The organism is Micromonospora humi, from assembly GCF_900090105.1.
Lineage (GTDB): Bacteria > Actinomycetota > Actinomycetes > Mycobacteriales > Micromonosporaceae > Micromonospora > Micromonospora humi.
In genome coordinates this window covers 127,750-153,334 of record NZ_FMDM01000012.1, presented here as the reverse complement: position 1 = coordinate 153,334, position 25,585 = coordinate 127,750, and the positions used below count along the sequence as shown (strand labels likewise).

Sequence of the window (25,585 nt, the reverse complement as noted above, 5' to 3'; positions counted from 1 at the left end):
CGGTCAGTCCTCCCGCGACGCGACGAGGGTCAGATGGTGCATCATGGCGCAGGCGTACGCCGTGGTCGCCAGCATGATCACCGCCTGGCTGAGATAGAGCACCCGCTCGCCGAACATCTCGGCCAGGTTGCCGGTCACCACGTACACGGCCAGGCTGACCACCCCGAACAGGACCTGGAACAGGCTCTGCACCCGGCCCTGGTAGTCCAGCGCCACCTGCTCCTGCGTCATCGTCACGAACAGCCCGTAGGTGGCGAAGCCCAGTCCGATCAGCGTGTAGCAGGCCATCGCGGTCGGCACGTTCCCGGCGAACGAGAACGCCGTCAGCGCCGCCGCCAGCAGGGCCAGGCTGCCGAGCATCACCTTCGGCCGCCCGGCCCGGCCCACCACGAACGGCAGCAGGCTCGCGCCGACGATCGCGCCCACCGCGTACGACGAGTCGATCAGGCCGAAGCCCTGCGACCCGGCGTGCAGCACCCGGTCCACGAACGGGGCGAGCAGCACGTTGATCGTGCGCAGCGTGGTCAGCAGCGACAGTGCCGTCATGTTGATCACGATGATGTGCGGGTGCTCGACGATGTAGCGCCAGCCGTCACGCACGTCGTCCAGGTAACGCCGACGACCCCGGTCGGTTCGGTGTGCGCCGCCGCCGCTCATCGCACCGACACAGACCGCGGACAACACCGACCCGGCGGCGTTGACCAGGATCACGTCGGCCGGAGAGATCACCGTGATGAGCAGCCCCGCGAGCGCCGCACCGGCCGCCGCGCCGACCTGCGTGCCGACCGACGCCGCGCTGTTCGCCCGGAGCAGCCCCGCCACCGGCACCACCTCGGCCAGCAGCGCCTGCGTCGCCGGCCGGTACACCCGGTCGGCCAGTCCGACCAACGCGGCCGTCAGGTACACGTGCCACAGCTCCAGCGTGCCGGTCGCCGCGATGGCCGGGACGAGGCACAGCGCGACCGCCCGCAGGGCGCTCACCAGGGTGGCCAGCCGCCGCCGGTTCACCCGGTCGACGATCACCCCGATGAACGGGGCCAGCAGGATGCCCGGCACGGTCGTCCAGACCAGGGTCATCGCGACCGATTCCGCGCCGCCGCCCAGCTTCAGGGTGAGCCAGCTCGCGGCGATGAACTGCGCCCCGTTGCCCATCGAGAAGACCGTGGTCCCGGCGAGGTAGCGGCGGTAGGACGGCAACCGGAACGGGTTGAGCTGGGCGGGCGTGACCGTTGCCGTCACCGGGGATCCCCCCGGAGCACTCGCCTGCGGGCCCACCCGACCACGTCGGTGATGCGCCGCTCGACCTGCTCGGCGTCGTCCCCGACCACGATCGCGTACCCGGCCCGGGCGCTGGTCTTCTTGCGCACGTCCACGCTCTTGCCCCCGGCCACCTCGTAGCGCCCCGCCAGCACGCCGGGCAACGCCGCCAGTTCCCGCGGCGCGGGCACGTCGTGCACGGGTGACGGCAGGAACGTGCTGCCCACCGCGCCGTACGCCGCCTCCCCCGTCGGCACGGCCGGCCGCTCGTTCAGCGCGATCAGCACCGCCGCCGCGTACAGATCGGCACCGAACATCGCCTGGAGCACATCGACGGTGACCCCACCGCCGACGCGCGCCGCGCACTCGCCGAACACCAGCGTGCCGTCGGCCCGCTCGAACATCTCCAGGTGGAACACGCCGTCGCCCAGCCCGAGCCGGGGCAGGACCGTGTCGAGCATCCGCCCGGCGCGCGCGTACAGGTCCGGCGCGGCCGCCGGGCTCAGCGCCACCGATGCCAGCAGCGCGCCGTCCTTGATGTCCAGGCACGGCCGCAGGTATCGGGACACGGCGAAGAAGCGCACCCGTCCGCCGGTGACCCAGCCGTCCACCTTGTGCTCGACGCCGTCGACGAAGCTCTCCACCACGAAGGTGCGCGGCGCCTGCCAGGACGGGTCGGCGAGCACCGCCGCCCGCGCCGCGGCTGCGTCCAGCGGGCCGTCCAGACGGTAGGTGTGCCGGGTCGCGGCGCCGAGCACCGGTTTGAGCACACCCGGCACCAGGTCCGCGGGGACATCGCCGTCCCACCGCCGGATGTCCGGCACGAGTGTGCTGCGGGCGGTGTCGACAAGTCCGTGCAGCAGCGACTTCTGGTGGTGCTTGTCGCGACAGGCGACCGCGGTCGTGGTGGACAGCGGCCGGTGGACGGCGAGTTCGGCCGCCAGCAGGCTGGCCAGCACCACACCCTTCTCATGCGTGGTGCACACGCCGTCGAAGCGCTCGGCGCCGGCGCGGGCCAGCGCGCTGCGCACCAGTTCGGCGTCGTTGAACCGCTCCACGTACAGCCGCTGCTCGCCCGGCGGGACGGCCCCGTCCAGCGACCCCGCGGAGCGGTCGTCGTACACGACCGTCACGTCGATGCCCGCCCGGGCGCAGAAGCGCTGCACGCCCGGACGGGCGCTCAGCACGAGCAGGCGCCGCTTCGTCGCCATGACGTCCCCCTCGGTCGCTCAGGCCGCGGACAGCCGGAAGGTGACCCGGGCCGCGGCCCGCCTGGCCCGTTCCACCGCCTCGGCGGCGTCGATGCCGGTCGCCACCACCCAGCCGGACCGGTCGGCGCTGCACGTCACCGGTGCGATCGGGTCGCCGGCGGCCACCGACACGCTCACCTCGACCACACCCGCCAGCGCCCGGGCCTCGTCCACCCCGTCGACCCGCTCGACCAGGCCGGGCTCGGGGGTCAGGAACCAGATCGCGCAGGCCGGCGCTACCGGCTCACCGCGCAGCGGCCACGCGGCCGTGCCCGCGGCCAGCCGGAACAGCGACTCCACCGGATGCACGCCGGTGGCCAGGCTCACCAGTTCGCTGATCCGGTCGCCGCCGACCCGGTCGTGGGACTCCACGACCACCGGGCCCACCGGGGTGACGATCACCTCGGTGTGCGAGAGTCCGTCGCCGACCCCGACCGCGTCGAGGAAGCAGGCGACGACCTCGCGCACCGCCGTCGCGGCGGCCTCGGACAGCCGCCCGGGCACCACGTGTCCGACCTCGACGTGGCCGGGACCGACGAACTTCTCGGTGATCGCGAGGATCTGGTGCTCACCACGGTGGGACATCGCCTCCACGCTGTACTCCGGGCCGGCGGCGAACCGTTCGGCCAGGAACGTCGGGTAGCCGGCGGCGTGCATGGCCGCCACCGCCGGGCCCACCTGGCCCGCCCGCTCGACCCGCTGGATGCTGCGGCTGCCCGCCCCGTCGATCGGCTTGAGCACCACCGGGAAACGGCCCCGGGCGAAGCCGAGCACGTCGGCGTCCGTCGTGGCGACCGCCGCCGGGTGGTCCAGGACCGGGTGTCCGGTCAGCGCGCGGCGCATCGCCGCCTTGTCGCGCAACAGCCCGCTGACCGCCGCGGACGGACCGGGCAGGCCCAGCGCGTCGCGCAGCGCACCGGCCGGCACCAGCCCGGCTTCGGTGAACGACACCGCGTACGCCAGCGGCGCCAGACGGTGCAGCGTCTCCACCAGTGGCAGCGTCACCCGCAGGTCGGTGTAGTCGACGAGGAGGGCCTGGTCGCACGCCTGCGCGTGGCGGGGGGTGAACGCGGCGACGTGCTGCACGTGCACGACGTCGCATCCGGCCCGCCGCGCGGCCTCGAGGTTCTTGGCCTTGCCTCCGACGACGAGCACCCGGGGCGGGTTCATGGGGTGTCCCTCCGGCCGGCCAGGCGGTGATAGGTGACGGTCCGGGCGTCGTCGTCGTAGACCACGTAGGACGGCGGTTCGCGGCGGGCCGCGTCCACGTTGACCAGGTGGCGGTGGGCCGGCGACAACGGCAGCGGCTGCCCGAACACGATCGGGCGCGGCGTCAGCGATCCGTCGGCGTGCAGCTCGTAGCAGGCGTTCTGGTGGTTGTGCCCGTAGATGGTCACCGGCGCCCGGAGCCTGGCGAGGTCACGGGCGCCGGGCTGCCACCACCCGTCCGGCCGGCGCTGCCAGGTGAAGCCGTGGCCGTGGCGGACCTCGGCCACGCCGACGGTCCGGGCCGGCGGCTGGTCCAGGATCAGGCGCAGGTTGCCGGGCACCGGTGTCCCGGCCAGCAACCGCGCGATCCGCTCCTCCTGGTTGCCGCGCACCAGGGTCAGGTTCGCGGCGGCGTCCCACAGCTCGTGGTCCACGGCCACCACCTCGGGCAGCCGCCGGCCGGGCCGTCCGGCGGCGGTCTTGGAGATCAGGCAGTCCAGCAGGTCACCCGCGCAGACCAGCGCGTCCGGGCGATGCGCGGCGGCAGCGGCGACGATGTCGCGCAGCGCGTCGAGCCGGCCGTGCAGGTCGGCCAGGACGACAGCCCTCATGACCCCGCCCGGACATGGACGGCCGACAGCGCCCCCTCGACCACCGCCGCGATCTCGGCGTTGTCGATGCGGCCCAGGTCCACGCCGGTGGGCAGGCCGGGACCCGCGGCCGCGTAGACGGCGTCGAGCCGTGGATCGCCGTCGCTGGAGAGGTGCCCGCCGGACTTGCGGGTCGGGGCGTACGCCGTGCCGTTGCCCGGCAGGCGCGGCTGTGCCATCAGCCCGGCGGCGAACCGGCAGTACACGTGGTCACGGCCGGCCGGCTCGCCGACCGGGTCGCCGCGTCCGTCGGCCAGCCCGACCAGGACTGGTTGCCCGGCCGGGCCGGCCGTGGCGGCCAGCACGTCGACGGCCGCACGCAGCCACGGGCGCGCCGGGTCCTGCGCGCGTACCCGGGGATTGACCCACAGCGAGCCGTCGCCCGCGGCGTGGAACACCACCGCCGAACGCTCCGGATCGACCCCGCCGCGACCGTCGGGTGTCGCGAGGCCCGCCGCGGCCAGCGCCGCGTTCGGGTAGACGTCGTGGGTCGTCCCCGCGATGCCGTGGTCGGCGGTGAGCAGGACCGTGTCGTCCGGACCGGCCCGGTCCAGCACGCGGCCGAGGATCGCGTCCGCGGTACGGTACGCGCGGGCCAGCAGGTTCCAGCCGGGCCCGGCCAGCTCAGGTCGGTAGCCCGGGCCGGACGCGTCGACCCAGCCGGCCAACTCGTGCCCGATGTCGTCGGTCATCGGCAGGTACACCACCACCAGATCGGCCCGGTGCCGGTCGAGCACGACGTCGGCGGCGACGGCGAAGGTTCGCGCCGCCGGCTCCAGCGACGACAGCAGCAGCTCCTCGGCGGCGCCGTCGCCGCCCTCGGGCAGCCGGACGCCGAGGTCTCCCGACCGGTAGACCGATCCCGCGCTCTCACCGGCGAACGCCGGCAGGCCGCGCAGCAGCCGCACGAGCGCCGGGTCACCGCCGGCGCACCGGGTCCGCCACACCCCGGTCCGCAGCAGCACCCCACCGTCCGGCCGCGACACCAGCCGGACGTGGCAGCCCAGCCCGCCGCCCAGATCGACCTCGACCCAGCTGTCCGTGACCCGGACCGCCCCGGACGGTCCGGTCACGACCGTCCCACCGGGCGCCGCCGTCACCATCGCCGCCTCCGGCAGGGCGTCGACCAGCGGCACGCCGCCCGGGCTCGGGCGCAGCACCGCGTGCCGGGCCAGCCGTCCGCTGAAGGCCTCCACCGCCGCGTCGACGTACGCGCCGACCTGCCCGTCCGGGTCGAACACCCAGGGGACGTGCACGAAGGCCGACCGCACGCCCAGCCGCCGCCAGATCGGTGGCACCGCGCAGACCGCCGGGTCGAAACCGCTGCGCGAGGCGCCGAACCGTCGCCGGTCCGGCACCCGGAACCCGGTCACTCCGTGCACGTGCGCGGGGGTGCCGGTGAACAGCGTCGCCAGCGACGGAGGCGTCTGGCAGTTCGGGCGCGCCGGGCGGGCCGCCGCGCGTACCCCGGCCGCTTGGAGCCGGCGCACGTTCGGCAGCCGGCCCCGCGCGTCCAGGCCGTCGACCAGCCACCGGGCGCCCGCGTCCCAGACCACCCAGTAGACGGTCACCGCAGCACCGCGGGCAGGTCGGCCAGCGAGTCGATGGTCAGGTCGGCCTGCCCCACCAGCCCGGCGGCCGCCTGTTCCGGGTACTTGCCGGTGCGCACCTGGACCGCGCCGAGACCGCAGTCGCGCGCTCCGCGCACGTCCGTCGTCGCGTCGTCGCCGACGACCAGCACCGCCGCCCGCGCCTCGACGGGCAGCCCGAGGGAATCGAGGGCCAGCTGGAAGAAGTGCGGCGAGGGCTTGCCCAGCACCTGCGCGGTGACGCCGGCGGCGTACTCGATCCCGGCCACGACCGCGCCGGTGTCGACATGGTCGCCGTCGGCGCGTTTGTAGTACCGGCCCTTCTGCAACGCCAGCAGTTGCGCGCCGCCGCGCACGGCCCGGAACACGTCGTCCAGCCGGCGGTAGTCGAGCGTGTCGGCGCAGTCGCCGACGAGCGCGTGGGTGTACGGGCCCCGCGGCGCGACGAGATCCGCGAACGCCGGTGCGACAGCGGTCGACACCAGCGCGTACGCCCGGGTGTCCGGCGCGGCCAGGACCCGGCGGGCCGCCACGATCGGAGTGAACAGTTCCTCCGGCGCGACCGCGACGCCGTGGCCGTGCAGCGTCTCCCGCACCGCGGCGGGCGGGCGACCGTCGATGTTGGTCAGGAACCGCATCGGTACGCCGGCCGCGCGCAGCCGCGCGATCGCCTCGACCGCGCCCGGGATCGGCCCGGACGCGTCGACGACAGTGCCCTCGATGTCGATGAGCAGAGCGGTCGGGGTCATCCGGGCACCACCGCCAGTTCGGGCCGAGCCGCGACGACGTCTCGAAGGAAACTGAGCTTGGAGTAGTAACCCCGCTCGTTCGGCAGGCCGGACTCCGCCAGGAAGGCCTCCAGCCACGCGGCGATCTCGTCCAGCTCCACCCGCACCGCGGCCTCGTCCGGCGGCAGCACGCTACGGGTGCGCAGGTATTCCAGCTCGCACTGGGACAGCACCACCGTCGGATCGGCCACCAGCGAGCAATGGTCGAAGAAGATGCCGTACACGTGGCCGGTACGGGCCGACTCGACGTTGACGTCGTAACGCACCCGCCGGAACGTCGGCAGCCGCCGCGCCCGCAACCCGAGCTGCTCGGCGACGAACCGACCCAGGTCGTTGCCGGTCACGACGCCCTTGCGGTGTTCCTCACGCCGTTCGAACGAGTCCTCGGCGAACCACTTGCGTTTCATCAGGTGACGACCGTCGGTGGACGGGATGAACGAGACGTAGCCCTGCTCGTCGGCGGGAGCGGGCACCTCGAACAGGTGATTGAGATAGTCCCAGGTCTGGAACTCGTCGGCGTACTCCATCAGGTAGCCGGGCAGGCCACCGGCGCGCAGCCGATCGTAGAGCCGGGCGGTGGCCGCCCAGATGTCGACCGGCGGACGGAGCGTGTACTTGTACTCCAACTCACGGTCGGCGAAGCACTTGCGGTAGTAGCAGTGGTGGTTGTTGAGGAACACCGCCTCGGCGGCGTGCGCCGCCACCGCCGGGGGCAGCCAGTCCAGCCGCGGCACACCGGTGGTCGGGACGGGCTGGGCGGTGATCCGGATCAGGCAGCAGTCCTCGCGGCGTAGCCGGATGCGGCTGTGGACGTGGACCGCGCCGGTCCCGGCCGGGCCGAGTTGGAAGCTCGGCGCGTACGTGCGCCGGGCCGCGACCGGGTCGAGCTCGGACAGCAGCGCGGTCAGCGCCGGGCCGACCCGGACCCCGCTCATCAGCTCGGCGGCCGGCACGTCGACCGTCCGGGTACGTCTGCCGTCGGCGGTGACCGCGACGACCGGCACCGCCGGCAGGGCCGCCCACTCCAGCACGACGGTGTTGACGGGCCCGGCCGCGTCGGCGCGGGGCAGCCGGGCCAGCAGGACCACCTCGTCCGGGCCCGGCGCCCGCGTGCCGTCCAGCAGATCCACACCGGTGAAGGCCAACCAGCGCTCATCCGTGTTCACGCGTTACCGCCTCGTACCCGGCGCAGCGTGACGGAACCGTTGGACACCACAGCGGTGGCCGCCGCGGCGTGCGGGACGGTGGTGACGGCCGCGGGCACCCGCGCCTCCCGCAGCAGGATCGCCAGGTGACAGAGCGCGGACGCCTCCTCGAAGACGAACCCGGCCACCTGCCCGATCAGCACCGCCAGCACCGCGTACGGCCGGCGCGCGTAGACGATCGCGGGTTCGGGTGACGCCGCCACCCTGCCGAGGATCCGGGCGAGCCCCTCGTGGTCGGTGACGTCGCGGCTGCGGTCGATGCTCACGGCCGGACCTATCGACAGCCGCCGCAGCCACTCGTCGTCGGCGGCGTCGTCGAGCCGCAGCACCGGTCCGTGGGCGACGCCGGCCGAGATCGTCTCGTCGTCGGCCGCCAGCAGCTGCACGTCGCCGTGCAGGGCGGAGAAGTCGACGAAGTACGGCTGGCCGAGGGCGTACACCCACTCGACCGTCACCGGCCCGGTCCACTCCTGCATCGCGGATGTCATCCGGGCGATCGTCGGCAGGTGCCGGACCAGGCCGGCGGCCTGCGCCGGAGCCTCGACGTTACCGGGGACCTCCAGCCCGACCGCCAGGTCCCGTACCACGACGCGCTGGGCGCCCGCGGTGCCTCGGTTCAGGGCGAGCAGCCCCTCCGGGGTGTACTCCACGACCATCCCGTCGCCGCTCAACCGGGAGATGAAGCCCAGGTCACCGCGGAGGAAGTCACGGACCACGGCGTAGCGCACGTGGCCCGGCTCGGCGACCTCGGCCAGCCGGGCCGCCACCTCGTCCTTGTCGACGATGATCTGGCGGAGGTTCCCGCCCAGGTCCAGGACGCACTCGGCAGCGGAGCCGACCGAGAGCGCCTGCTTCAGCGCCATGGCACCGGCCTCGCCGGCGAGGCCCTCGGCGTTGAACCCGAACAGCCAGCCGGGCGCCGTCGGCACCTCCTGCGCCGCGGCCAGGCGGTACGCCGGCCCACGTTTGGCGACGTACCCGGCGTAGACGTCGGACACCTCCTGCAGGTCGGCCCCGGCCGGCGGATCCTCGGTGTAGAGACGGACCACCTCGACCGCCGGCCCGGCGGACGAGCGGCGGGAGACGGTGGCGGTGACCGGGCGGACCTGCAACACGTACACGTCGGCGTCGTCGGCGGCCCACTCGACGTCGACGTCCTCCCCCAGTTCGGCGCGCAACGCCCCGACGAGCTCGTGCACGCGAGCCAGTACCGGCCGGTGGGCCGTGGGCACCGCCGCCAGGTCGTTGCCGCGCAGCGCGGCGTCTGCCCCGGCGACCAGGACGTCACCCAGCCCTTCGCGGTATTCCACATCCACCCGCTCGGGGTCCCCGGTCAGGCCGGTCATCGCCACCCCGGCGAGGCGGGCGTCGACCATCCGCTGCACCACGACCGCCAGCCGCGGCTGCGGGTCGAAGTCACCGGCGCGGACCCGGGCACTGACCGCCGGAGCCGCATAGTACGAGCGCCAGCCCGCCTCGACCGCCTCGATCACCTCGTCGACGCCGGTCACCCCGAGCGTGGTGAGGTGCGCGCCGGCGTAGCTCGCCTGCGCGGAGTCCTCGGCCAGCCCGGACGAGCGCACCGCGAAGCGCGCGGACGGCTCCGGGCCGAACACGTCGGTCAGCCTGGTCCTCAGCATCTCCCGCGCCGCGGGCGGCATCCGTAGGCCGCCCGCGATGTCGGCCAGTTCCGCCGTCGACTCCAGGAACGACGACCCGATCGTCGCGCGCAGCTCCTCGAAGACCTGCTGGAGCCGTCGCATCGCGTCGGCGGGCACGGCGGCGGTGAGCTCGGTGGCCGGGACCGCGAACGCCTCGGGCACCGGGACCCGGCTGCTGGCCCAGGCCAGCCGGGCGAACTTGTTGCCGACCGTCCCCGCCTCGACCCGGGTGCGGAGGCCCGGGAAGCGGCCGCGGGCGATCTGCCGGTCGAGGTCGAGGTGGATGTCGCTGGAGCGCGGACCCGCCGAGCTCTGGTACTTGCCGTCGTAGAGGGCGATCTCACCGGCCGGGCGCCACCACATCATCTGGCCGATGTTCATACCCGGGTACACCCGCACCCGGTGCACCGCGTACAGCTGCAACGTCCACTGGCCGACGAAGCCGATGTCGCCCAGGCACGCCGACAGGTTGATGAACAGGCCGAGCCGGGCCACCGACGAGCGCGCCGCGAAGGTGGGCGCGTAGAACTCGCTACCCAGCACCTCCTCGGTGTGCGCCAGGTAGAGCCGGCCAGGCTCCAACACGTGCCCCTCGTCCGGGATGTCGATCTCGGTGAACTCGTTGGGCCGGCGCGGGTCCAGTTCGGCGGCCACGTAGACGCGCAGCCTCCGCCCCAGACGAAAGTTGTAGCTGTTCGGATTGACCTGCTCGGGCGTGAACGGCGAGATGACGATGCGCCCGGTGGCCTGCTCCCGGCTGATCTCCGGTCCGGTGAGGATCATCGCCCGGTCACCACCAGTTCACGGCCGGCGTGCACGGATTCCTGCGCCAGCCGCGACGGCACGACACTGCGGGATCCGGTGTACTTGCCCGCGTACCGGTGCGGCTGGCCCTGGAGCGCCCAGAACGCGATCTTGCCGACCACCATGCCCGGGTACACCCGAAGCCGCTGTGCGACGGTGATCTCCAGCGTCCACGGAAAGATCGCACCGCTGTGCCCCAGGGGCGCGGAGAACTGGATCCACATGCCCAGCGTCGCCACCGACCGGCAGGCGTAGAGCGTGGCCGCGTGGTGTTCGCTACCCATCGCCTCCAGCGTCGAGCCGAGGTAGAACCGGTGCGGCTCCAGCACCAGCCCGCCGTCGTCCATGACCAGCCGCTCGTAGCGGGGCGGCACCGCGGGGTCGAGCACGCCGTCGTCGTAGCGAAGCAGCGTGTCGGCCAGGCGGAATCCGTAGCTGTTCGGCTCGATGCGGGCGGGGTCGAACCCGTCGATGACGACCCGGCCCTGGGCCACCTGCTGTTCGATCTCCTGACCTGTGAGGATCATCCGAGGCCCTCCAACATCTGCTCGACAGCGCTGCGCAACTCGGCGACGCTGCCGTTGTTGAGAATCTCGTGGTCCGTCTCGATCAGGTCGATCTCGCTGGTCGTCGCGGAGTGCCGTACCGCAGCCACGTCCGCGCGCCGCGCGAGGCGGCGCAGCCGGGTCTGCTCGGCGCAGCGCACCCGCACCACCCGGAACCCCGCCGCCCGCAGCCGCACCGCGTCGACGTGCGGGTCACGCAGGTCGTCGTTGACGATGATGTCGGCGTCGGTGCGCTCCAACCGGCGCAGGAGGTCGGTGGCCAGGCTGACCGGATTGATCCGGCGCAGTTCTCCGGCCAACGCCTCCAGCAGCACCTGGTCCTGCGCGTAGGGCTCGATCGAGCGCCCGGCCGCCGCGTACACCTGCTGCTGGAGCCGATAGAGCGGGTCCGCGAGTTTGATCCGCGCCGTGGTCCGGCCCCGCGCCGCGGCGTACTCCTCGACCAGCTCGGCCGAGGTCGACTTGCCCGAGCCGGTCGGGCCGATGAACGCGACCCTCATGCCGACACCAGCTTGTCCGCGCCCGGATAGGGCGCCCGTCCGGTCGACCGCCACCAGTCGAGCCGAGCGAGACCCGCACGCACTGCCGCCTCCGCGCGGCCCGACACGTCCGCCGGCACCGAGGTGCGGAAGGCGTGCCAGCTCATCCACCGGTTGTCGGCGGTGCGCTCGACGTGGCGCATCACCTCGTCGAGGTCCGGGTGGGCCAGGACGGACAGCTCTCCCGCGCCGCCGCGGGCGACCTCCGGCAGGACCACCGCCGACAACGGCACCGCCCCCGGTTGGTAGGTCAGGCCGAAGGCCCGCTCCAGCACCTCGGGATCCAGCAACAGCTTGCGCTGCGGCTCGGCCGCGTCGAGGTCGTGCCCGAGCGCGGCGACCTCGGCGGCCAGTGCCGGATGACCGACGATCGTGCCCACGCCCAGGTGCGGGAAGTCCGGCCAGCCGCGCACGGTCAGGCCTTCGTCGGTCCGCTCGACAAGGATCTTGTCGCCGGACACCAGCCGGAAGCCGTGCCGGCCGACCAGATCGAGCAACATGGTGCTCTTGCCGGCGCCCTTGGCCCCGACGATCGCGACGGCCTTTCCGTCGCGAGCGGCGCAGGCCGCGTGCACCTGCACGGCCCCGGTACGTTCGGCCGCCTTCAGCACGATGTCCCGGACGAACTCGACCAGCTGGACGAACGACGCCGAGCCGAGGTACAGGTCCGCGGAGCGGACGCCGTCGCGCAGCCGCAGAGCGGTAGTGGTGTCCTGGCAGACCACGACGTCGGCGCCGTCGACGTGGCCGCGCAGGCCGTGCAGGTTGAACGCGGCGGCACTGCTGCGCCGGATGGTGACCGCGGTGGTCGCCGCCGCACGCCAACCCGCCGGGACGGCCTCCCATTCAGCGCAGCGCAGCACCGCCTCGGCCGGCTGGTCCGGCACCTCGGCGGATGCCGACACGGTGGCATGGGAGCCGAAGAAGGCGAGCGCCCGGCGGACCACCTCGTGGTCCGCCAACGGACGGCAGTCCAGGTGGACCGTGGCCAGTCCGAAATCGAGTGAATAGACAGCGATACCCATGCGTGAGCCCCCGTTGCTCTCGCGGATGGCAACATTGCCCGACAGTGAACAACAGGCGACGGTGCGCTGTCGCTCAGCTTGCCGGCAGACGATACGAGCGGGCCCTGGCCGCAACAATGTGACGTGGAGCACCCGAGGTCGGATCCCTGGTGGACGCACAAGTGCCGCCGATGGGAATCCTGAATGGTGGGACTCAGCACGGTGGTTCCCGTTCGGAGCGTCGGCCGATCTCCCATATTTCGAGACGGAGTCCGTGACGGAGCCGCGTCCGCCCAGCCGATCCGGCGCCGGCCACGCTACGACGGGTTTCGTACCCTCGACCGCCATGGGGAACCTAGCGGCGGGCGTCGCGGCGGCGCCCCGGGGAGGGCGGTGACTTTCTCGTGGTCAGCTCGCGAGGGAGTCGACCCAGTTCGAACGCAGGCGCAGAGCACGCTCGGCGCTGCCCGCGACCGCCGCGAGGCCGGCGGCGAGGTTCACCGCGGGCGGGACGCGCACCGGGAGATCGAAGGTCCCGAGCGCATCCGCCACGGGTGGAGCGTGCGAGATCGTCTCGGCGAGCTGGGGCACGGCCACGCAGATCCCGACGAGCACGAGCAGTGTCGAGACGGCGCCGACGAGGCGACTCAGGCCCGGGTGCGTGCGGTGCAGGCGGGCGCGTCGCCCCTCGGCGGAGGCGGGGTGGGGCACCAACTGCGTCGCGGTGCCGTCGACCCGCACGTAGTGGCAGCGTCGTAGCCCGTAGGCGCCGACGGCGACCTCGATGTGACCACCCGGGACGGGGAAACGAGCCGGCATCGTCGAGAGCGAGACCAGCGCGCCGTCGAGGTAGAGCCGCGCGCGTACCGCGCCGTCGTCGCGATCACCCAGCTGGCGGACGTCGACCGCGTAGGTCGGCGTGGTGCCGTCCGGTGCGCGCAGCGTCAGCGTGCGCACCGACCTGCTCAGCAGCTGCCACCAGCGGAAGCGCGGCAGCGGTTGCCCGTTGCCCGGGCGCACCCGCCAGGCCGCGTGGCGGTTGCGCAATCCCTCGAACGCCACCTGAGAACCTCCTGTCTGCGAAGAACCGCCGGACGGCCTAGCCCTCGGCTCCCGACGCTCGCAGTCGGGTGAGGCGGCCGGCGATGTCAGCGGGAAGACCCTCCGTGGCGCTGTGCGTCGTCAACACCATCCGGAGCGCCCCGCCGTGCGTGACGACACCGAGAATCCGCTCGTCGCGGACCTGCGTCGTCATCGTCGGTCCCCAGATCGCGACCGCGGACGACGGGCCGGGCTCGGACGTCCCCAGATTGGTGATCTCCAGATCGGCGGTGGTGGCCGCGAGCATCGCCGCCTCTGCCTCCACGGCATCGGCGGGGTCGAGCGAGGCCAGCATCAGCGCCGCCTCGCGCGCGGCGTCGCGCGCCGCGCGCAGTTGCGCCGTCGCGTCCTGCGCGAGTGACCAGAGCGCGCTGTCCGCGGGTGCCCGCAGCACCACGGTCGTCGCCGTGAAGCGGTTCACGACGTCGTCCTCGAGACCCAGCGCGGAGCGGAGGTCGATGGGAACGTTGATGCGGACGCGCTCGGCCCCGGTGCGCGCGGAGAGCGCCTGGGCGGCGGCGGCGCAGAGCACCCCCTGGACGGTCGACGCGTGCGCGCGGGCGGCGGTGCGAAGGTGGTCGGTCGTCGCGGGGTCGAGTTCGGCGACCTCGATGCGTGGTGCCGTGGCGTCGAACGGACGGATCGTGGCGGCCACGGTCGGCTCCGCCGCGGCGCCCGGGTCGTGATCGGCCGGCCGCTCCGACTCTGGGAGCCGCGCGAGCAGGCTCTCCTGGTCGAGGGGCACCGGCCGGGACGGGAGCGTCCGCGCGTCGAGGATCGCGAGGAGATCGTGTGCCGCGCGCAGCGCGCCGCGCCCGTCGGTGATCTGGTGGGAGAACGTCAGCAGGACGACCGTTCCTCCGGCACCGGGCGCGTCGCTCACGAGCGTCGCGCGCGCCAGCGGACCCCGATCGGGATCGACGGGGCGCGTCTGCTCCAGCGCCGCCGCGTCGCGCCAGTCGCCCCCGTGGAACGGGCGCACCTCGATCGGTTCGGTCGCCTCCCGGAAGGTCGGGCGATCACCGGTGCGGTCGATGCCGACGGCGAGCAGCGGGTGCGTCTGCTGCAACCGCACGAGCGCGCGCTCCAGCTGCCACGCCGAGACGGGCGAGGCGAGTTCGACGGCGAGCGAGAACTGTACCGGGTTGCGGCTGATGTAGAGGTCGATGAGGTGCTCGAACGCGCCCAGCGGGCGCACGACCGGGTGTGCTGAGGAGTGGCGCATGGTGTCCTTCACGTCGTCCTACACGTTCGCCGTCGATGACACACCCGGCCGTAGCGGCACACTCAAGCCCACGTCCGTGTGATCCTCGTCCGTGCCGCCGACCCCCTTCGTCCCTCCGCCCCGGGTATAGGTTCGGTGGGTGGATGTGGTCGCCGCCTGCCGGGCCTTCGTCGCGGTCAGCGGCCACGGCAGCTTCACCTCCGGCGCCGCCGCCGCGGGCATCCCCCAGTCGGTCGCCAGTCGCCGCGTCGCCGCCCTGGAGGAACATTTCGGGGGGCGGTTGGTCGACAGGTCGTCCCGCGCGGTCCGGTTGACCTCGTTCGGGCAGGACATGCTGCCGTCGGCGCGGCGGCTGGTCGACCTCGCCGACGCGATGGTCGACGACGCCGAGCGGGCCCGGTTGCGGCCGTTGCGGTTCGCCGTACCCGAGATCTGTCCGCCGCACCTCCTCGCCGCCCTGGTCGTCGCGGCCCGACGGCAGCGGATCCACCTGGAGGTACGGCCGGCCGGCCCGGCGGAGCGGGTCCGGCTCTGCCGGACCCTGGAGGTCGGTGCCGGGATCGTGGCCGTTCCGGAAGCGGCGGCGGCCTGGCGGGTGCCGCTGGGGCTGGCCGCCCGGACCCCGTTTCCGGCGCCGACGGTGTACCTGGAGACGTTGCGCAGCGGCCGGGCGCGCACGCAGGCACGCCGGCGAGTCCTGATCCAACCGGAGGACGACGTCGCGCACCTGCGGGACCCACTGACCCGGGCCGGTCAGTCGGCCGGCCTGGCACCGGCCCAGGTGAGCGTCGCGGTGTCCCTGGTCGACGCCGCGGCGACGGCCCTCGGCACCCCCGACCTGCTGCTCTGCTCCCGCCGGCAGGCCGAGGAGTTCGGACTGCACTGGTGCCCCCTCGCCGGCCCGCGCCTCCTGCGGGGCTACGACCTCGCCGCCGGCGTACGCGAGGACCACGAGCCGCTCGGCACGGTCCTGCACGCCGAGGTGGCGCGATGCCTGGGCGCGCCCGACCACCCGGGGCCGACCGTGGGCCCCTCGTCAGGAGAGCCGGCATGAGCGCCACCGCGGTCGTCCGCAACGCGCGCGACCTGCTCGACGAGGCGGGACTGCACGGCGCCTTCCTGGTCCGCGACCTCGACACCGGTGCGGAGATCGGCTTCGACGCGGACATCCCGTACCCGTCGGCGTCCCTGGTGAAGGTGCCGCTGGCGGTCGCCGTGGGAGAACGGGTCGCGCGCGGGGAACTCGACCCGACGAGGCCGGTCGAGGTCGCGCCCGGCCGGCTCACCACGCCGGGCCCGACCGGGCTGAGCCGCTTCCGCCACCCCGCCCGGATCGCCGTGGACGACCTGCTCTACCTGAGCACCTGCATCAGCGACTCGGTCGCCGCCGACGCCCTGTTCGACCTCGTCCCGCCGGCCGCCGTCACCGCCGAGCTGCGACGACTGCGGATCGACGGCATCGCCGTCCGGCATCGGGCCGGCGACCTCTCCGACACACCGGTCGAACGCCTCGACCCCGACGACGCGCACCTGGCCCACTCCCTCGCCATCGGCGCGGAAACCCCCGGGCAGGGCCACCCGGTCGCCCAACTCGACGTCACCCGCGCCAACACCGGGTCGGCCCGGGCGTTCGTCGACCTGCTGCACGCCCTCTGGCGGCCCTCGACGATCCAGCAGGTCACCGCCGCCCGGGTACGCGCCCTGATGGGCGACAACCTGCACCGGCAGCGGCTGGCGCCGGACTTCACCTCGGACGCGTCCCGCTGGTCGTCGAAGACCGGCACGCTGTTGCACCTGCGCCACGAGGTGGGGGTGGTGGAGCACGCCGACGGGCAGTCGTACGCGGTGGCCGCGCTCACCGCCTCCCGGGTGCCCGCCGCCGCCCAACCCGGCAGCGAGGCGACGATGGCGCAGGTCGCCCGCTCACTGCACGACCACCTGCGGACGGGCACCCTGCCCTGGTGGGGCTAGTCCGCGCTCGCGGCCCGGGCTCGCCGCTCGCGCAGCCACACCAGCGCCACCATGGCGACGTTGACGGTCGCCAGGATCAGCAGCGACGCGTCACCGGTGTCGGTGGACCGGTCGATCGCGTAGGGCGCGCCGTCGGCCAGCACCGTGTTGACGATTCCGAACAGGATGTTGTTGGCGACGTGGAAGGCGACCGGCGCCTCGATGCCGCGGCTGATGATCGCCATCAGGCCGGTGCAGAGGCCGATGAAGGCGAAGTATCCGAAGAACCAGGGGTCGTTCGAGCCGTGGAGCACGGCGAAGCCCAGGCTGGAGACGACGAGCCCGACGGCCAGGGCCGGCCGGACCGCACGCAGCCACGAGCCGGTGGCCGGCAGCACCGCGCTGCGCCACCACAGCTCCTCGCCGACGGACTGCAGCGGCGTGCTCAGCACGGTGACCACCAGCAGGCCGATCGTCGTGCCGCTGACACCGAAGCCGACCCAGGGCGTCGAGTCGCGCGCGACCAGCGCGGTCACCCCGATCCCGACACCCACCAGCAGCGCCGCCCCGGCCAGGTAGGTTCCCAGGCGGTGGGCGTCGAAGGCCCGGGGCGAGCTGATCAGGCTGCGCCACGGCACCCCGGCGATCCGGGCCAGCAGCAGGATCGCCACGACACCCGCCGTGAAGATGCTGAGGTTGATACCCAGGGACTTCAACGGTGTCATGGTCGGGGACATCGGGTCGTCGCTGCCCTCGATGACGCCCACGAGCTGCCAGGACAGCACCTGCAGGACCAGCATCACCAACGGCGGCAGGGCGAGGACCACGAGCGGCTTCCACCAGGCCATGCGCAGGTGAGCGCCGAACGGGCGGGAGGGATCGACGGCAGGCGGCGGATGCTCCCGCGCTCCGTCGGATCGTGCGGCGTTCATGGGAGATTCACGTACCTTTCGTCGGGTCGGCGGTGCCACGCCCTAGGGAGCGGGCCGGCGTCACCATCCGGCGAGCGCGACCTCGGTCGCCCGGGCGATGAGGGCGTTGTCGTATTCGGCGTCCTTCTCGTCGCGGCTGGAGAGCACCGCGAGGACGATCGGGGCGCGGTCCGGCGGCCAGATCACCGCGATGTCGTTGCGGGTGCCGTACCCGCCGGAGCCGGTCTTGTCCCCGACGACCCAGCCATCGGGGACGCCGGCGCGGATCAGCTCGGCACCGGTGGTGTTGCCCCGCAGCCAGCCGTTGAGGACGTCGCGGTCCGCCGGTTCGAGGGCGTCACCGACGGCGTACGCCCGCAGGGACCCGGCCAGCGCCCGGGGCGTGCTGGTGTCCCGCCGGTCACCCGGCCGGGCCTCGTTGAGGTCGGTCTCCCAGCGCGCCGGGTCGGTGACCTTGTCCCCGACCTCGCGCAGCTCCTTCTCGAACTTCTGCGGCCCGCCGAGCCGGCGCAACATCAGGTTGCCGGCGGTGTTGTCGCTGTACCGCACGGCCGCGTCGGCGATCGCGCGCAGCGTCATGCCCTCGTCGACGTGCTGCTCGGTGATCGGCGAGTAGGTCACCAGGTCGTCCGCCGAGTACCGCACCACCTTGTCCAGCTCGGCGTCGGTGGTCTCGTCGAGGATCTCCGCGGCGGCGAGGGCCTTGAACGTCGAGGCGTACGCGAACCGCTCGTCGGCCCGGTAGCCCATGGTCCGGCCGGTGCCGGTGTCGACGGCGTACACCCCCAGCCGCGCGTCGAACTCCTGCTCCAGCCGCCGGAACTCGCGGTCCCGGTCGGGGGCGGACGACGAGATGGCCGGCACCGCACGGTCGGGCGTCGGCTGCCCGGCGGCCTCGGCGGGGCCGCAGGCGGCCAGGGACGCCACTGCCACCGCGGCCACCAGGCGGCGTGCCACAAGAATCATGATCGCTCTCCCTCGTGATGCGTCGGGCCGGCGCCGGACGGCGCCGGACGGACATGACTCGACCCTGGCAGCGATCCCGCGAACGGTCGAAGACAGACGTCGCGATGTTCATGCCGATCCGGCATGGCCGCCGCCGGCGGGCGGGGTCAGAGTCGGCAGTGTCGGTCTTCGGCGGGCACCTTCACCTCGATGAGGTAGGCGACGAAGGCGGCGTCGACGCAGGGGCTGACCCGCTCCTGCGCGACGGTGTGCCGCGCGCCCTCGACGGTGAGCACCGTGCCGCCGATCTCGTCGGCCAGGACCTTCCCGGCGGCGTACGGGGTGGCCGGATCGCCGGTGACGGAGATGATCAGCGTGTCGGGCAGGCCCTCGACGTCCTGCGCGTAGGGGATGCCGAGGCTCGGCTCGCCGGGCCAGGACTCGCACGGGTCCCGGGTGACGCCGTCGACGTTCCTGCCGGTGGCGACGAACGGGCTGGTCCGGGCGATGTCGGCGCGCAGCCGGGCTTCCTCCTCGGGCGTGCGGCGCACCTCGTCGTTGCAGTTGACGGCGAGGTTGGCCTCGAGGAAGTTGTCCCACACGCCGGAGGCGTCCCGACCGCCGAACACGTCGCCGACCTTCAGGAGCTGCGTCCCGTCGCCCTGCTTGAGCTGGGCGAGGCCCTTGATGAGCGTGGGCCAGGCCTCGGGATAGTAGAGGCCGGCGGTGACCCCGCCGGTGGCCTGGTTGAAGTTCAGCGTGCGCCCCTCGCCGGCCGGGACGGGCTTGTCGATCAGCGGCCGGACCAGCTTCTGGAAGACCTCCGTGGCCCGGGCCGGGTCGGTGCCCAGCGGGCAGTCCCTGCTGGGCACGCAGGAGGCAACCAGCTTCTCGAAGCTCTGCTGGAAGCCGGCCTGCTGGGTGAGCCGCCGCTGCGGGTTCTCCAGGGTGGGGTCCGTCACGCCGTCCAGCACCAGCGCCCGTACGTTCCTGCCGAACATCTCGGCGTAGACCGCGCCGAGTCGGGTGCCGTAGCTCTGTCCCGCGTAGGTCAACTTCTCGTCGCCCAGCGCCGAGCGCAGGACGTCCATGTCGCGGGCGGTGTTGCGGGTGCCGACCGCGGCCAGGACGTCCGCCCCGCCGGAGCCCTTCGCGCAGCGCTCCGCCAGACGGCGAGTGTCCTCCTCGCTCCACTGCCCGGACGACGCCAGCAGCGTCGTCCGGTCCTCGCCACGATCGCGTTCGGCGTCGGTGAAGCAGCTGATCGCGGGCGTCGACGACCCGACCCCGCGCGGATCGAACCCGACCACGTCGAAGCGTTGCCGCAGCGGGCTCTTCGCGTGCGCGGCGCTGAAGCTCGTCGCCTGGGCCAGGCCCGAGCCGCCCGGGCCGCCCGGGTTGAGCACCAGTGATCCGATGCGCTGCCCGGGGTCGCCCTGGGCGGGGAGCCGGAGCACCGCGACCTGGATGGTCCGGCCCTTCGGGTTCCGGTAGTCCAGCGGCACCGTCAGCCGGGCGCACTCGAAGGGGGCGACGTAGAGCTTCTGCTGCCCGGGCGTGGTGCCGTAGCCCGCACACGAGCCGAACGACAGCTTCTGCCCGTAGAAGACCTCCAGCCCGGCGGCGGACGGCTGCGGCTCGGACTCCGCCGAGTTCGGGGTGCCGGTGCAGGCCGTGACCAGCGCGAGCACCGCGGCCGCCCCGGCAGCGGCGCCGACCCGGGCGGTGGCGCGCCGGGGAGCGGGCGGGGCGGACGAGTCCACCGGCGGACCCGGGTCGAACAAGGTCATGGAAGTCTCCGATTCGATCCACATGTTTGCGTTCTCGACGAGACACCCGGCCGTAGCGGCACACTCAACTCCGCGCGCGTGTGATCCTGCCGACCGTCCTCGAGAAAGATCCGCAGCAGACCCGGCGCCCGTTTGACTGTGCCGCGAGGGCACGGGTTCGGATGGGGGCGAGCCCGCCGAGTGCGGGCCGGAACGGGAGAAGAAGATGGTGCGAAGACGTGGTGTGGCCCTGGTGGGGACGCTGGGGTTGGCTGGTGCCCTGGTCACGGTGATTCCGGCGATGGCCGAGGAGTCGGCGGTGCCGAGGTCCGCGGCGGGTCCGCAGTGGACGGCGTGCCCGAAGGACGTGGTGGTGCCGCCGACGGTGCAGCTGCCGGTGCGGTGCGCGAAGGTGCCGGTTCCGTTGGACTACGACGACCCGGACGGCACCCAGATCGAGATCATGGTGTCGCGGATCGCCAGCACGAAGCCGGAGAAGCGACGTGGCGTGCTGATGTTCAACCCGGGCGGGCCGGGCGGCACCGGCCTGGACCAGCCGGCCTTCCTGGTCTCGAAGGGACTGCCGACCGGCGTCACCGACGCCTACGACCTGATCGGCATGGACACCCGGGGCGTCGGCCACTCGTCGCCGGTGAGCTGCGGCTTCACCGCCGACGACGCCTACTGGGCCAACATCCCGCCGTACGCGCCCGACGACGCGGCCGTCACCCGGCAGGCGGAGATCGCCAAGGACGTCGCCGACCGGTGCGCGGCCCACGACACCGAGGGACGGCTGCGCCACCTGAGCACCGCGAACATGGCCCGCGACCTGGACCGGATCCGCGCCGCGCTCGGCGAGGAGAAGGCCAGCTTCTACGGGGCGTCCTACGGGTCGGCACTCGGCGCCGCGTACACCTCGATGTTCCCGGCCACCACCGATCGGGTGGTGCTGGACAGCATCGTCGGCGACACCCACCTCGACCGTGCCGGACTGCGCCGGTTCGCGCTCGGCATGGAGCAGACGTTCCCCGACTTCGCGGCGTGGGCGGCGAAGCGGCACGAGTCCTACGGCCTGGGCCGCACGCCGCAGCAGGTCCGCCGGACCTACCTCACCCTCGCCGAACGGCTCGACGAGAAACCCGCCCCCGACGGGATGACCGGTCCCCTCTTTCGGCAGGTCACTTTCGGCTCCCTCTACAACGAGATCCAGTACGCCAACCTCGCGCGGCTCTGGCAGACCTACCTGAACCCCGGTGGGGCACCGCAGGCGAAGGCGGCAGCGGCACCCAACCCGCAGGACAACGCGCTCACCGTGTTCCTCGCCGTCACCTGCAACGACGTCGAGTGGCCGGAGGACGTGGACACCTACCGGCGGGCCGTCGCGCAGGACCGCAAGCGGTTCCCGCTGTTCGGCGCGGCCAGCGCCAATATCCTCCCCTGCGCCTACTGGACGCACGAACCGTCCGAGCCGCCCGTCGCGGTGAACGACAAGGGACGGCGCAACGTGTTGATCCTGCAGAACCGGCACGACCCGGTCACCCCGCTCGCCGGTGGCAAGCTGCTGCGCGAGAAGTTCGACAAGCGCGCCCGGCTGGTCACCGTCGACGGGAGCGGACACGGCGTCTACGTGCTCGGCGGCAACGCCTGCGCGCTCAACGTCACCACGTCGTACCTGGTCGACGGCGCGATGCCGGCCGGCGACCGGAACTGCCAACGCGGCTGACGTCGACTGTGCCCCGGTGGCAGCTCGGTCGAGGGCGCGGGACATACGTTCCGCGCCCTCGACGCCGAACCGGCCGCCAGCATCGAGCGCCAGCAACGGATCCGCGAGGAACTGGCCGCGATCCTGCGGCTGCCCCGACGTGCCGACCCGCCGCCGAACGCTCGTGAGTTCGGCCACTCCATGCGGTGTGGGCTTGAGTGTGCCGCTACGGCACACCCGCTAATTGCTCGGATGCGGAACGAGGCGGAACCAGACGCGATGCCGGCCAGAACCACCGTGCTGGACCAGATGGGCGGCGTCGCCGGGTTCGTCTACTCGACGGTCCCGGTGATCGTGTTCGTCACGGCGAACACGTTCCTTCCGCTGGCGGTGGCGGCCGGTGTCGCGGTCGCGACCGGGCTGGTGTTGTTCATCGTTCGGCTGCTGCGCGGCGAGCGCCTCGTCTCCGCTGTCGGCAGCCTGCTCGGCGTGGCGGTGGCCGCCGGCATCGTCGCCTGGACCGGCTCCGCGCGGGACTTCTTCGTGATCGGGATCTGGGCCTCGCTGGCCGGGTTCGTCGTCACGTTCGGGTCGGTGCTGGCTCGTCGCCCGCTGACCGGCGTCATCTGGAACGTCCTGCACGGCGGAACGCACGCGTGGCGATCCGACGGGGCCGTCCGCACGGCACACGATCTGGCGACCCTGGCCGCGGCGTCGGTGTTCGGCTCGCGATTCGCGATCCAGCAGTGGCTCTATCTGACCGACAGCACCGGCGGGCTGGGCCTCGCCCGGATCGTCATGGGCACTCCACTCACCGTGCTGGCCGCGCTGGTCGTCGTGTGGAGCTTCCGGCGCAGCACCCGACGCCTCATCGCGGCCGGCAGCCGACCGGACGCGGGGCCCCGACCTGTCACCTGACGTCGCGACCATCGACCCGGAAAGGCACGAACGTGATCCTCTACGAGGGTGCGGTACAGGTGGTTCCCGTCCTGCTGATCGCACTGTTCATCGAGACCCGCAGCGTCGACCGGCAGCGCAGCCGCACCATGCGCCGGTGGGAGAAGGCGCAGGACAGGGTCTACGCCGCGCTCGGCTTGGCCGCGTTCATGGTGTCCCTGCTCGTCGTGGCGGACATCGCCACGGGCAGTCCGGTCACCAAGGCGATCGTCATCGCGACCCTCAGCGGCTGCATGGGCATGTTGTACGTTCGGATCTCGCAGCGCCTCGCCCTGGACCCGGGCCGGCGGCACGATCAGGCGTCGGGCGACAACTGAGCCGGCGCTGCGCCGGGCCGCGCTCCCCGTTCCTCGCCGGTGACCGGGACGCGGAGGCGTCGGTCCATCCAGCAGCACCCGGGGCGAGCCGTCATCGGATCTCCCGCTTCGGTGGGCGGGCCACGGTCGACTGGTCGTCCGGTTCGGACAGCAGCCGGTTGGTGCGCCGCAGGACGTCCAGCTGCGCGGGGTTGTAGAGGTCCGCCAACGCCTTGCCCACGGCCTGCTGGACGTAGCGCGCGCTGTACCGGGTGCCGGCGTTCGTGATCCCGACTCCGGGATTCTCCGCGTACAGCGCCCGCACGAAGGGGGCCAGGTCCCGGGCCACCGAGTCCCGGGTCTGCTCGTCGGCGTCCTCGGGTAGCGCGTCGAACCGCTCGGCGACCGGGTCGGTGACGGGCTTGCGCAGCATGTCCGCCCAGGCCCGCATGGTCTCGGCACCGAGGACCCGGGTGAGCACGACGAGAAACGAACGATCGGCGGGCGGCATCGTCGACACGACACCGGGTGCGACGAAGCCGGGTGGTAGTTCCGCCGGTGTGGGTTGCCGCAGGATGACGCCGAGTTCGAGGCGCGCCCGTTGGAGTCGTTCGATGGTGGCGGCGAGTTCGGCGTCGAGCGTGCGCAGGGCCTCGACGGGCTGGTCGTCGGTGTCCGGCATGGCCGCGATCTGCGTCAGCGAGAACCCCAACTCCGTCAGGCGCCTGATCCGCAGGATCCGGACGAGGTGCGCCACCCCGTACTGCTTGTACCCGTTGCTACGCCGCTCTGGCTCCGCGAGCAGGCCGATGTCGTGGTAGTGACGTACCGCTCGCAGCGTCGTGCCGGCGAGTTGGGCGATCTCCCGGGTGCTCCAGCTCACAGCGCACCCGGGGCGTGGAACACGAGGTCCGGGTCGTACCGCTTCTTGGCGGCCAGCAGGCGCTCGCCGTTCGGCCCGAAGGCGGCGGCGGTACGCGCGGTGTCCTCCGGCCCGAGCAGGTTGGGATAGCCGCCCGGAAGCCTGTCGGTTCCCCGTACCCAGGCACGGTGTTGATCCTCAGCGGGGTCTCCCGGTTCCCAGACCGCGATGGTCTCGACCATGAGGTGCGGCGTCCGGTTGCGGAACGCGGTGGCGTCGGCGGGGACGCGGGCGGCCGCCCCGTGGAGGCTGTGCAGCGAGATCGCCGACAGCGGCGAGGTCGTGGCGTTCGCGGCGTCGAGCAGGATCTGCCGGACCTCAGGGTCGAGTGCGGTGACCGTACGTGCCCCGATCTCGACGTGGCGGCCCGCCGGGAACATCGCGTCGATCTGCGCGAGCTGGTCGGGCATCGTGGTCGGACCGACCTGCGCCGTCAGCGGCTCGCCGAGTTCGGTGAGCCGGTGCAGCGCCTTCATCCCCACCTCGGGATCCCCGCACCAGGTCGGCGCGGCGAAGAGCACCGGCTCGCCGGTCGGCGCGGTGATGAACCCGGCCTGCACAGTCAGCTCGTCCGGCCCGCGCAGCAGCGACTCCTCCAGGTCCGGCAGGACGTCGAACCGGAACATGATCATCCCGGCCAGGATCGCCGGCACCGCGTGCAGCCGGATCCGCATCGTGGTGACCACGCCGAAGTTGCCGCCACCGCCGCGCAGCGCCCAGAGCAACTCGGGATCGTGTTCTTCGTCGACGGTGACCAGCGTGCCGTCGGCGAGCACCACGTCGGCCGACAGCAGGTTGTCGGCGGCGAGGCCGAACCGGCCGCTCAGCGGCCCGTAACCACCGCCGAGCGTCAGGCCGGCCATCCCGACCGAACCGGCCGTCCCGGTCACCGCGACCAGCCCGGCCCGCTGCGCGGCCGCGGCCACGTCGGCCGAGGTGGCGCCGCCCGCCACGGTGGCGACCGCGGTGGCCGGGTCGACGCTCACCTGCCGCATCGGGCTCAGATCCAGCGTCAGTCCCCCGTCGACGAGGGCCCGACCGGCCCAGTCGTGCCCGCCGCCGCGCACCGACAGCGGGAGACCGTCCTCCCGGGCGGCCCGCACCCCGGCCTGGACGTCGGCCGCGCCGGCGCATCGAAGAACGGCGAGTGGACGGCGGGACACCGCGCCGTTCCAGATCGTCCGAGCTGCCTCGTACCGCGGTCCTGACGTCAGCCTGTCACTCATGTCGCCAGAGTATCCACCCATTCGCCGGAGACCAACTC

The 25,585-nt window shown here is 73.0% G+C and carries 23 protein-coding genes; 5 read left to right on the top strand and 18 right to left on the bottom strand.

All coding sequences use genetic code 11. The features are described 5' to 3' along the window. Positions 1-3: 3 nt before the first annotated feature. The 13 genes from GA0070213_RS22370 to GA0070213_RS22310 all read right to left on the bottom strand — a co-directional run bounded on the left by GA0070213_RS22370 (position 4) and on the right by GA0070213_RS22310 (position 14,860). A complete protein-coding gene (locus GA0070213_RS22370) occupies positions 4-1,239 on the bottom strand; it encodes an MFS transporter (protein WP_175441436.1) in 1,236 nt (411 codons plus the stop codon). Then, entirely contained in the window at positions 1,236-2,468 is a 1,233-nt protein-coding gene (locus GA0070213_RS22365; RefSeq protein ID WP_091068120.1) for an ATP-grasp domain-containing protein, read from the bottom strand. Before GA0070213_RS22365 ends, GA0070213_RS22370 begins: the two co-directional genes overlap by 4 nt. Before the next feature lie 18 nt (positions 2,469-2,486). Next, positions 2,487-3,677 carry an ATP-grasp domain-containing protein gene (locus tag GA0070213_RS22360; protein ID WP_091068117.1) on the bottom strand — a complete coding sequence of 397 codons (1,191 nt, stop codon included), beginning with the start codon at positions 3,675-3,677 and terminating at the stop codon, positions 2,487-2,489. Beyond that, on the bottom strand, positions 3,674-4,327 hold the full coding sequence (locus GA0070213_RS22355; protein ID WP_091068112.1) for a metallophosphoesterase family protein: 654 nt from the start codon (positions 4,325-4,327) through the stop codon (positions 3,674-3,676). The genes GA0070213_RS22360 and GA0070213_RS22355 overlap by 4 nt, the downstream gene beginning before the upstream one ends. After that, entirely contained in the window at positions 4,324-5,937 is a 1,614-nt protein-coding gene (locus tag GA0070213_RS22350) for an alkaline phosphatase family protein (protein ID WP_091068107.1), read from the bottom strand. Before GA0070213_RS22350 ends, GA0070213_RS22355 begins: the two co-directional genes overlap by 4 nt. After that, on the bottom strand, positions 5,934-6,704 hold the full coding sequence (locus tag GA0070213_RS22345) for an HAD hydrolase-like protein (protein WP_091068103.1): 771 nt from the start codon (positions 6,702-6,704) through the stop codon (positions 5,934-5,936). Before GA0070213_RS22345 ends, GA0070213_RS22350 begins: the two co-directional genes overlap by 4 nt. Continuing rightward, positions 6,701-7,909 carry a hypothetical protein gene (locus GA0070213_RS22340; RefSeq protein WP_091068099.1) on the bottom strand — a complete coding sequence of 403 codons (1,209 nt, stop codon included), beginning with the start codon at positions 7,907-7,909 and terminating at the stop codon, positions 6,701-6,703. Before GA0070213_RS22340 ends, GA0070213_RS22345 begins: the two co-directional genes overlap by 4 nt. Then, on the bottom strand, positions 7,906-10,392 hold the full coding sequence (locus GA0070213_RS22335; protein WP_091068096.1) for a dCTP deaminase domain-containing protein: 2,487 nt from the start codon (positions 10,390-10,392) through the stop codon (positions 7,906-7,908). Before GA0070213_RS22335 ends, GA0070213_RS22340 begins: the two co-directional genes overlap by 4 nt. Continuing rightward, the gene (locus tag GA0070213_RS22330) at positions 10,389-10,940 is read right to left on the bottom strand and encodes a dCTP deaminase (RefSeq protein WP_091068090.1); all 552 of its coding nucleotides are present in this window, start codon (positions 10,938-10,940) and stop codon (positions 10,389-10,391) included. Before GA0070213_RS22330 ends, GA0070213_RS22335 begins: the two co-directional genes overlap by 4 nt. Beyond that, positions 10,937-11,479 carry a hypothetical protein gene (locus GA0070213_RS22325; protein ID WP_091068086.1) on the bottom strand — a complete coding sequence of 181 codons (543 nt, stop codon included), beginning with the start codon at positions 11,477-11,479 and terminating at the stop codon, positions 10,937-10,939. Before GA0070213_RS22325 ends, GA0070213_RS22330 begins: the two co-directional genes overlap by 4 nt. Beyond that, the gene (locus GA0070213_RS22320; RefSeq protein WP_091068082.1) at positions 11,476-12,480 is read right to left on the bottom strand and encodes a hypothetical protein; all 1,005 of its coding nucleotides are present in this window, start codon (positions 12,478-12,480) and stop codon (positions 11,476-11,478) included. Before GA0070213_RS22320 ends, GA0070213_RS22325 begins: the two co-directional genes overlap by 4 nt. Before the next feature lie 450 nt (positions 12,481-12,930). After that, positions 12,931-13,584, bottom strand: coding sequence for a hypothetical protein (locus tag GA0070213_RS22315; protein ID WP_217628644.1), 654 nt, complete (start codon positions 13,582-13,584; stop codon positions 12,931-12,933). 37 nt (positions 13,585-13,621) lie between these two features. Then, positions 13,622-14,860 carry a phthiocerol/phthiodiolone dimycocerosyl transferase family protein gene (locus GA0070213_RS22310; RefSeq protein ID WP_139128712.1) on the bottom strand — a complete coding sequence of 413 codons (1,239 nt, stop codon included), beginning with the start codon at positions 14,858-14,860 and terminating at the stop codon, positions 13,622-13,624. 127 nt (positions 14,861-14,987) lie between these two features. Between GA0070213_RS22310 and GA0070213_RS22305 the strand changes: the two genes are divergently transcribed. Then, positions 14,988-15,902, top strand: a complete 915-nt coding sequence (locus GA0070213_RS22305; RefSeq protein WP_091068074.1) for a LysR family transcriptional regulator — start codon at positions 14,988-14,990, stop codon at positions 15,900-15,902. Beyond that, positions 15,899-16,819 (top strand): serine hydrolase, encoded by a 921-nt coding sequence (locus GA0070213_RS22300; protein ID WP_091068071.1) that lies wholly within the window; start codon positions 15,899-15,901, stop codon positions 16,817-16,819. Before GA0070213_RS22305 ends, GA0070213_RS22300 begins: the two co-directional genes overlap by 4 nt. On the opposite strand, the gene GA0070213_RS22295 is transcribed toward GA0070213_RS22300, so the two are convergent. From GA0070213_RS22295 to GA0070213_RS22285, 3 genes are all read right to left on the bottom strand, one after another. Beyond that, positions 16,816-17,730 (bottom strand): CPBP family intramembrane glutamic endopeptidase, encoded by a 915-nt coding sequence (locus GA0070213_RS22295; RefSeq protein ID WP_091068068.1) that lies wholly within the window; start codon positions 17,728-17,730, stop codon positions 16,816-16,818. The two genes, GA0070213_RS22300 and GA0070213_RS22295, sit on opposite strands and share 4 nt — an antisense overlap. Before the next feature lie 60 nt (positions 17,731-17,790). Continuing rightward, positions 17,791-18,699 (bottom strand): class A beta-lactamase, encoded by a 909-nt coding sequence (bla, locus tag GA0070213_RS22290; protein ID WP_425412857.1) that lies wholly within the window; start codon positions 18,697-18,699, stop codon positions 17,791-17,793. Positions 18,700-18,842: 143 nt separating this feature from the next. Further along, positions 18,843-20,465, bottom strand: a complete 1,623-nt coding sequence (locus tag GA0070213_RS22285) for an alpha/beta hydrolase (protein ID WP_091068061.1) — start codon at positions 20,463-20,465, stop codon at positions 18,843-18,845. 205 nt (positions 20,466-20,670) lie between these two features. Between GA0070213_RS22285 and GA0070213_RS22280 the strand changes: the two genes are divergently transcribed. From GA0070213_RS22280 to GA0070213_RS22270, 3 genes are all read left to right on the top strand, one after another. After that, the gene (locus GA0070213_RS22280; protein WP_091068057.1) at positions 20,671-22,167 is read left to right on the top strand and encodes an alpha/beta hydrolase; all 1,497 of its coding nucleotides are present in this window, start codon (positions 20,671-20,673) and stop codon (positions 22,165-22,167) included. 258 nt (positions 22,168-22,425) lie between these two features. Beyond that, positions 22,426-23,064, top strand: a complete 639-nt coding sequence (locus GA0070213_RS22275; protein ID WP_245716505.1) for a DUF3159 domain-containing protein — start codon at positions 22,426-22,428, stop codon at positions 23,062-23,064. 32 nt (positions 23,065-23,096) lie between these two features. Further along, positions 23,097-23,420: a hypothetical protein gene (locus GA0070213_RS22270; RefSeq protein WP_091068050.1), complete on the top strand. Its 324-nt coding sequence runs from the start codon at positions 23,097-23,099 to the stop codon at positions 23,418-23,420. A gap of 91 nt (positions 23,421-23,511) precedes the next feature. Here GA0070213_RS22270 and GA0070213_RS22265 read toward each other — a convergent pair whose 3' ends face one another. Together GA0070213_RS22265 and GA0070213_RS22260 are read right to left on the bottom strand one after the other, a co-directional pair. Then, positions 23,512-24,282 carry a MerR family transcriptional regulator gene (locus GA0070213_RS22265; protein ID WP_091068046.1) on the bottom strand — a complete coding sequence of 257 codons (771 nt, stop codon included), beginning with the start codon at positions 24,280-24,282 and terminating at the stop codon, positions 23,512-23,514. Next, positions 24,279-25,547, bottom strand: coding sequence for an FAD-binding oxidoreductase (locus GA0070213_RS22260; protein ID WP_091068042.1), 1,269 nt, complete (start codon positions 25,545-25,547; stop codon positions 24,279-24,281). Before GA0070213_RS22260 ends, GA0070213_RS22265 begins: the two co-directional genes overlap by 4 nt. Positions 25,548-25,585: the final 38 nt, after the last annotated feature.

Bases quoted from the DNA above. Each gene is read 5' to 3' on its own strand.
- GA0070213_RS22300 (WP_091068071.1), top strand. From the start codon at position 15,899: ATGAGCGCCACCGCGGTCGTCCGCAACGCGCGCGACCTGCTCGACGAG.
- GA0070213_RS22295 (WP_091068068.1), bottom strand. From the start codon at position 17,730: ATGAACGCCGCACGATCCGACGGAGCGCGGGAGCATCCGCCGCCTGCC.
- GA0070213_RS22325 (WP_091068086.1), bottom strand. From the start codon at position 11,479: ATGAGGGTCGCGTTCATCGGCCCGACCGGCTCGGGCAAGTCGACCTCG.
- GA0070213_RS22260 (WP_091068042.1), bottom strand. From the start codon at position 25,547: ATGAGTGACAGGCTGACGTCAGGACCGCGGTACGAGGCAGCTCGGACG.
- GA0070213_RS22360 (WP_091068117.1), bottom strand. From the start codon at position 3,677: ATGAACCCGCCCCGGGTGCTCGTCGTCGGAGGCAAGGCCAAGAACCTC.
- GA0070213_RS22345 (WP_091068103.1), bottom strand. From the start codon at position 6,704: ATGACCCCGACCGCTCTGCTCATCGACATCGAGGGCACTGTCGTCGAC.
- GA0070213_RS22355 (WP_091068112.1), bottom strand. From the start codon at position 4,327: ATGAGGGCTGTCGTCCTGGCCGACCTGCACGGCCGGCTCGACGCGCTG.
- GA0070213_RS22335 (WP_091068096.1), bottom strand. From the start codon at position 10,392: ATGATCCTCACCGGACCGGAGATCAGCCGGGAGCAGGCCACCGGGCGC.
- GA0070213_RS22275 (WP_245716505.1), top strand. From the start codon at position 22,426: ATGCCGGCCAGAACCACCGTGCTGGACCAGATGGGCGGCGTCGCCGGG.
- GA0070213_RS22280 (WP_091068057.1), top strand. From the start codon at position 20,671: ATGGTGCGAAGACGTGGTGTGGCCCTGGTGGGGACGCTGGGGTTGGCT.
- GA0070213_RS22365 (WP_091068120.1), bottom strand. From the start codon at position 2,468: ATGGCGACGAAGCGGCGCCTGCTCGTGCTGAGCGCCCGTCCGGGCGTG.
- GA0070213_RS22285 (WP_091068061.1), bottom strand. From the start codon at position 20,465: ATGACCTTGTTCGACCCGGGTCCGCCGGTGGACTCGTCCGCCCCGCCC.
- GA0070213_RS22330 (WP_091068090.1), bottom strand. From the start codon at position 10,940: ATGATCCTCACAGGTCAGGAGATCGAACAGCAGGTGGCCCAGGGCCGG.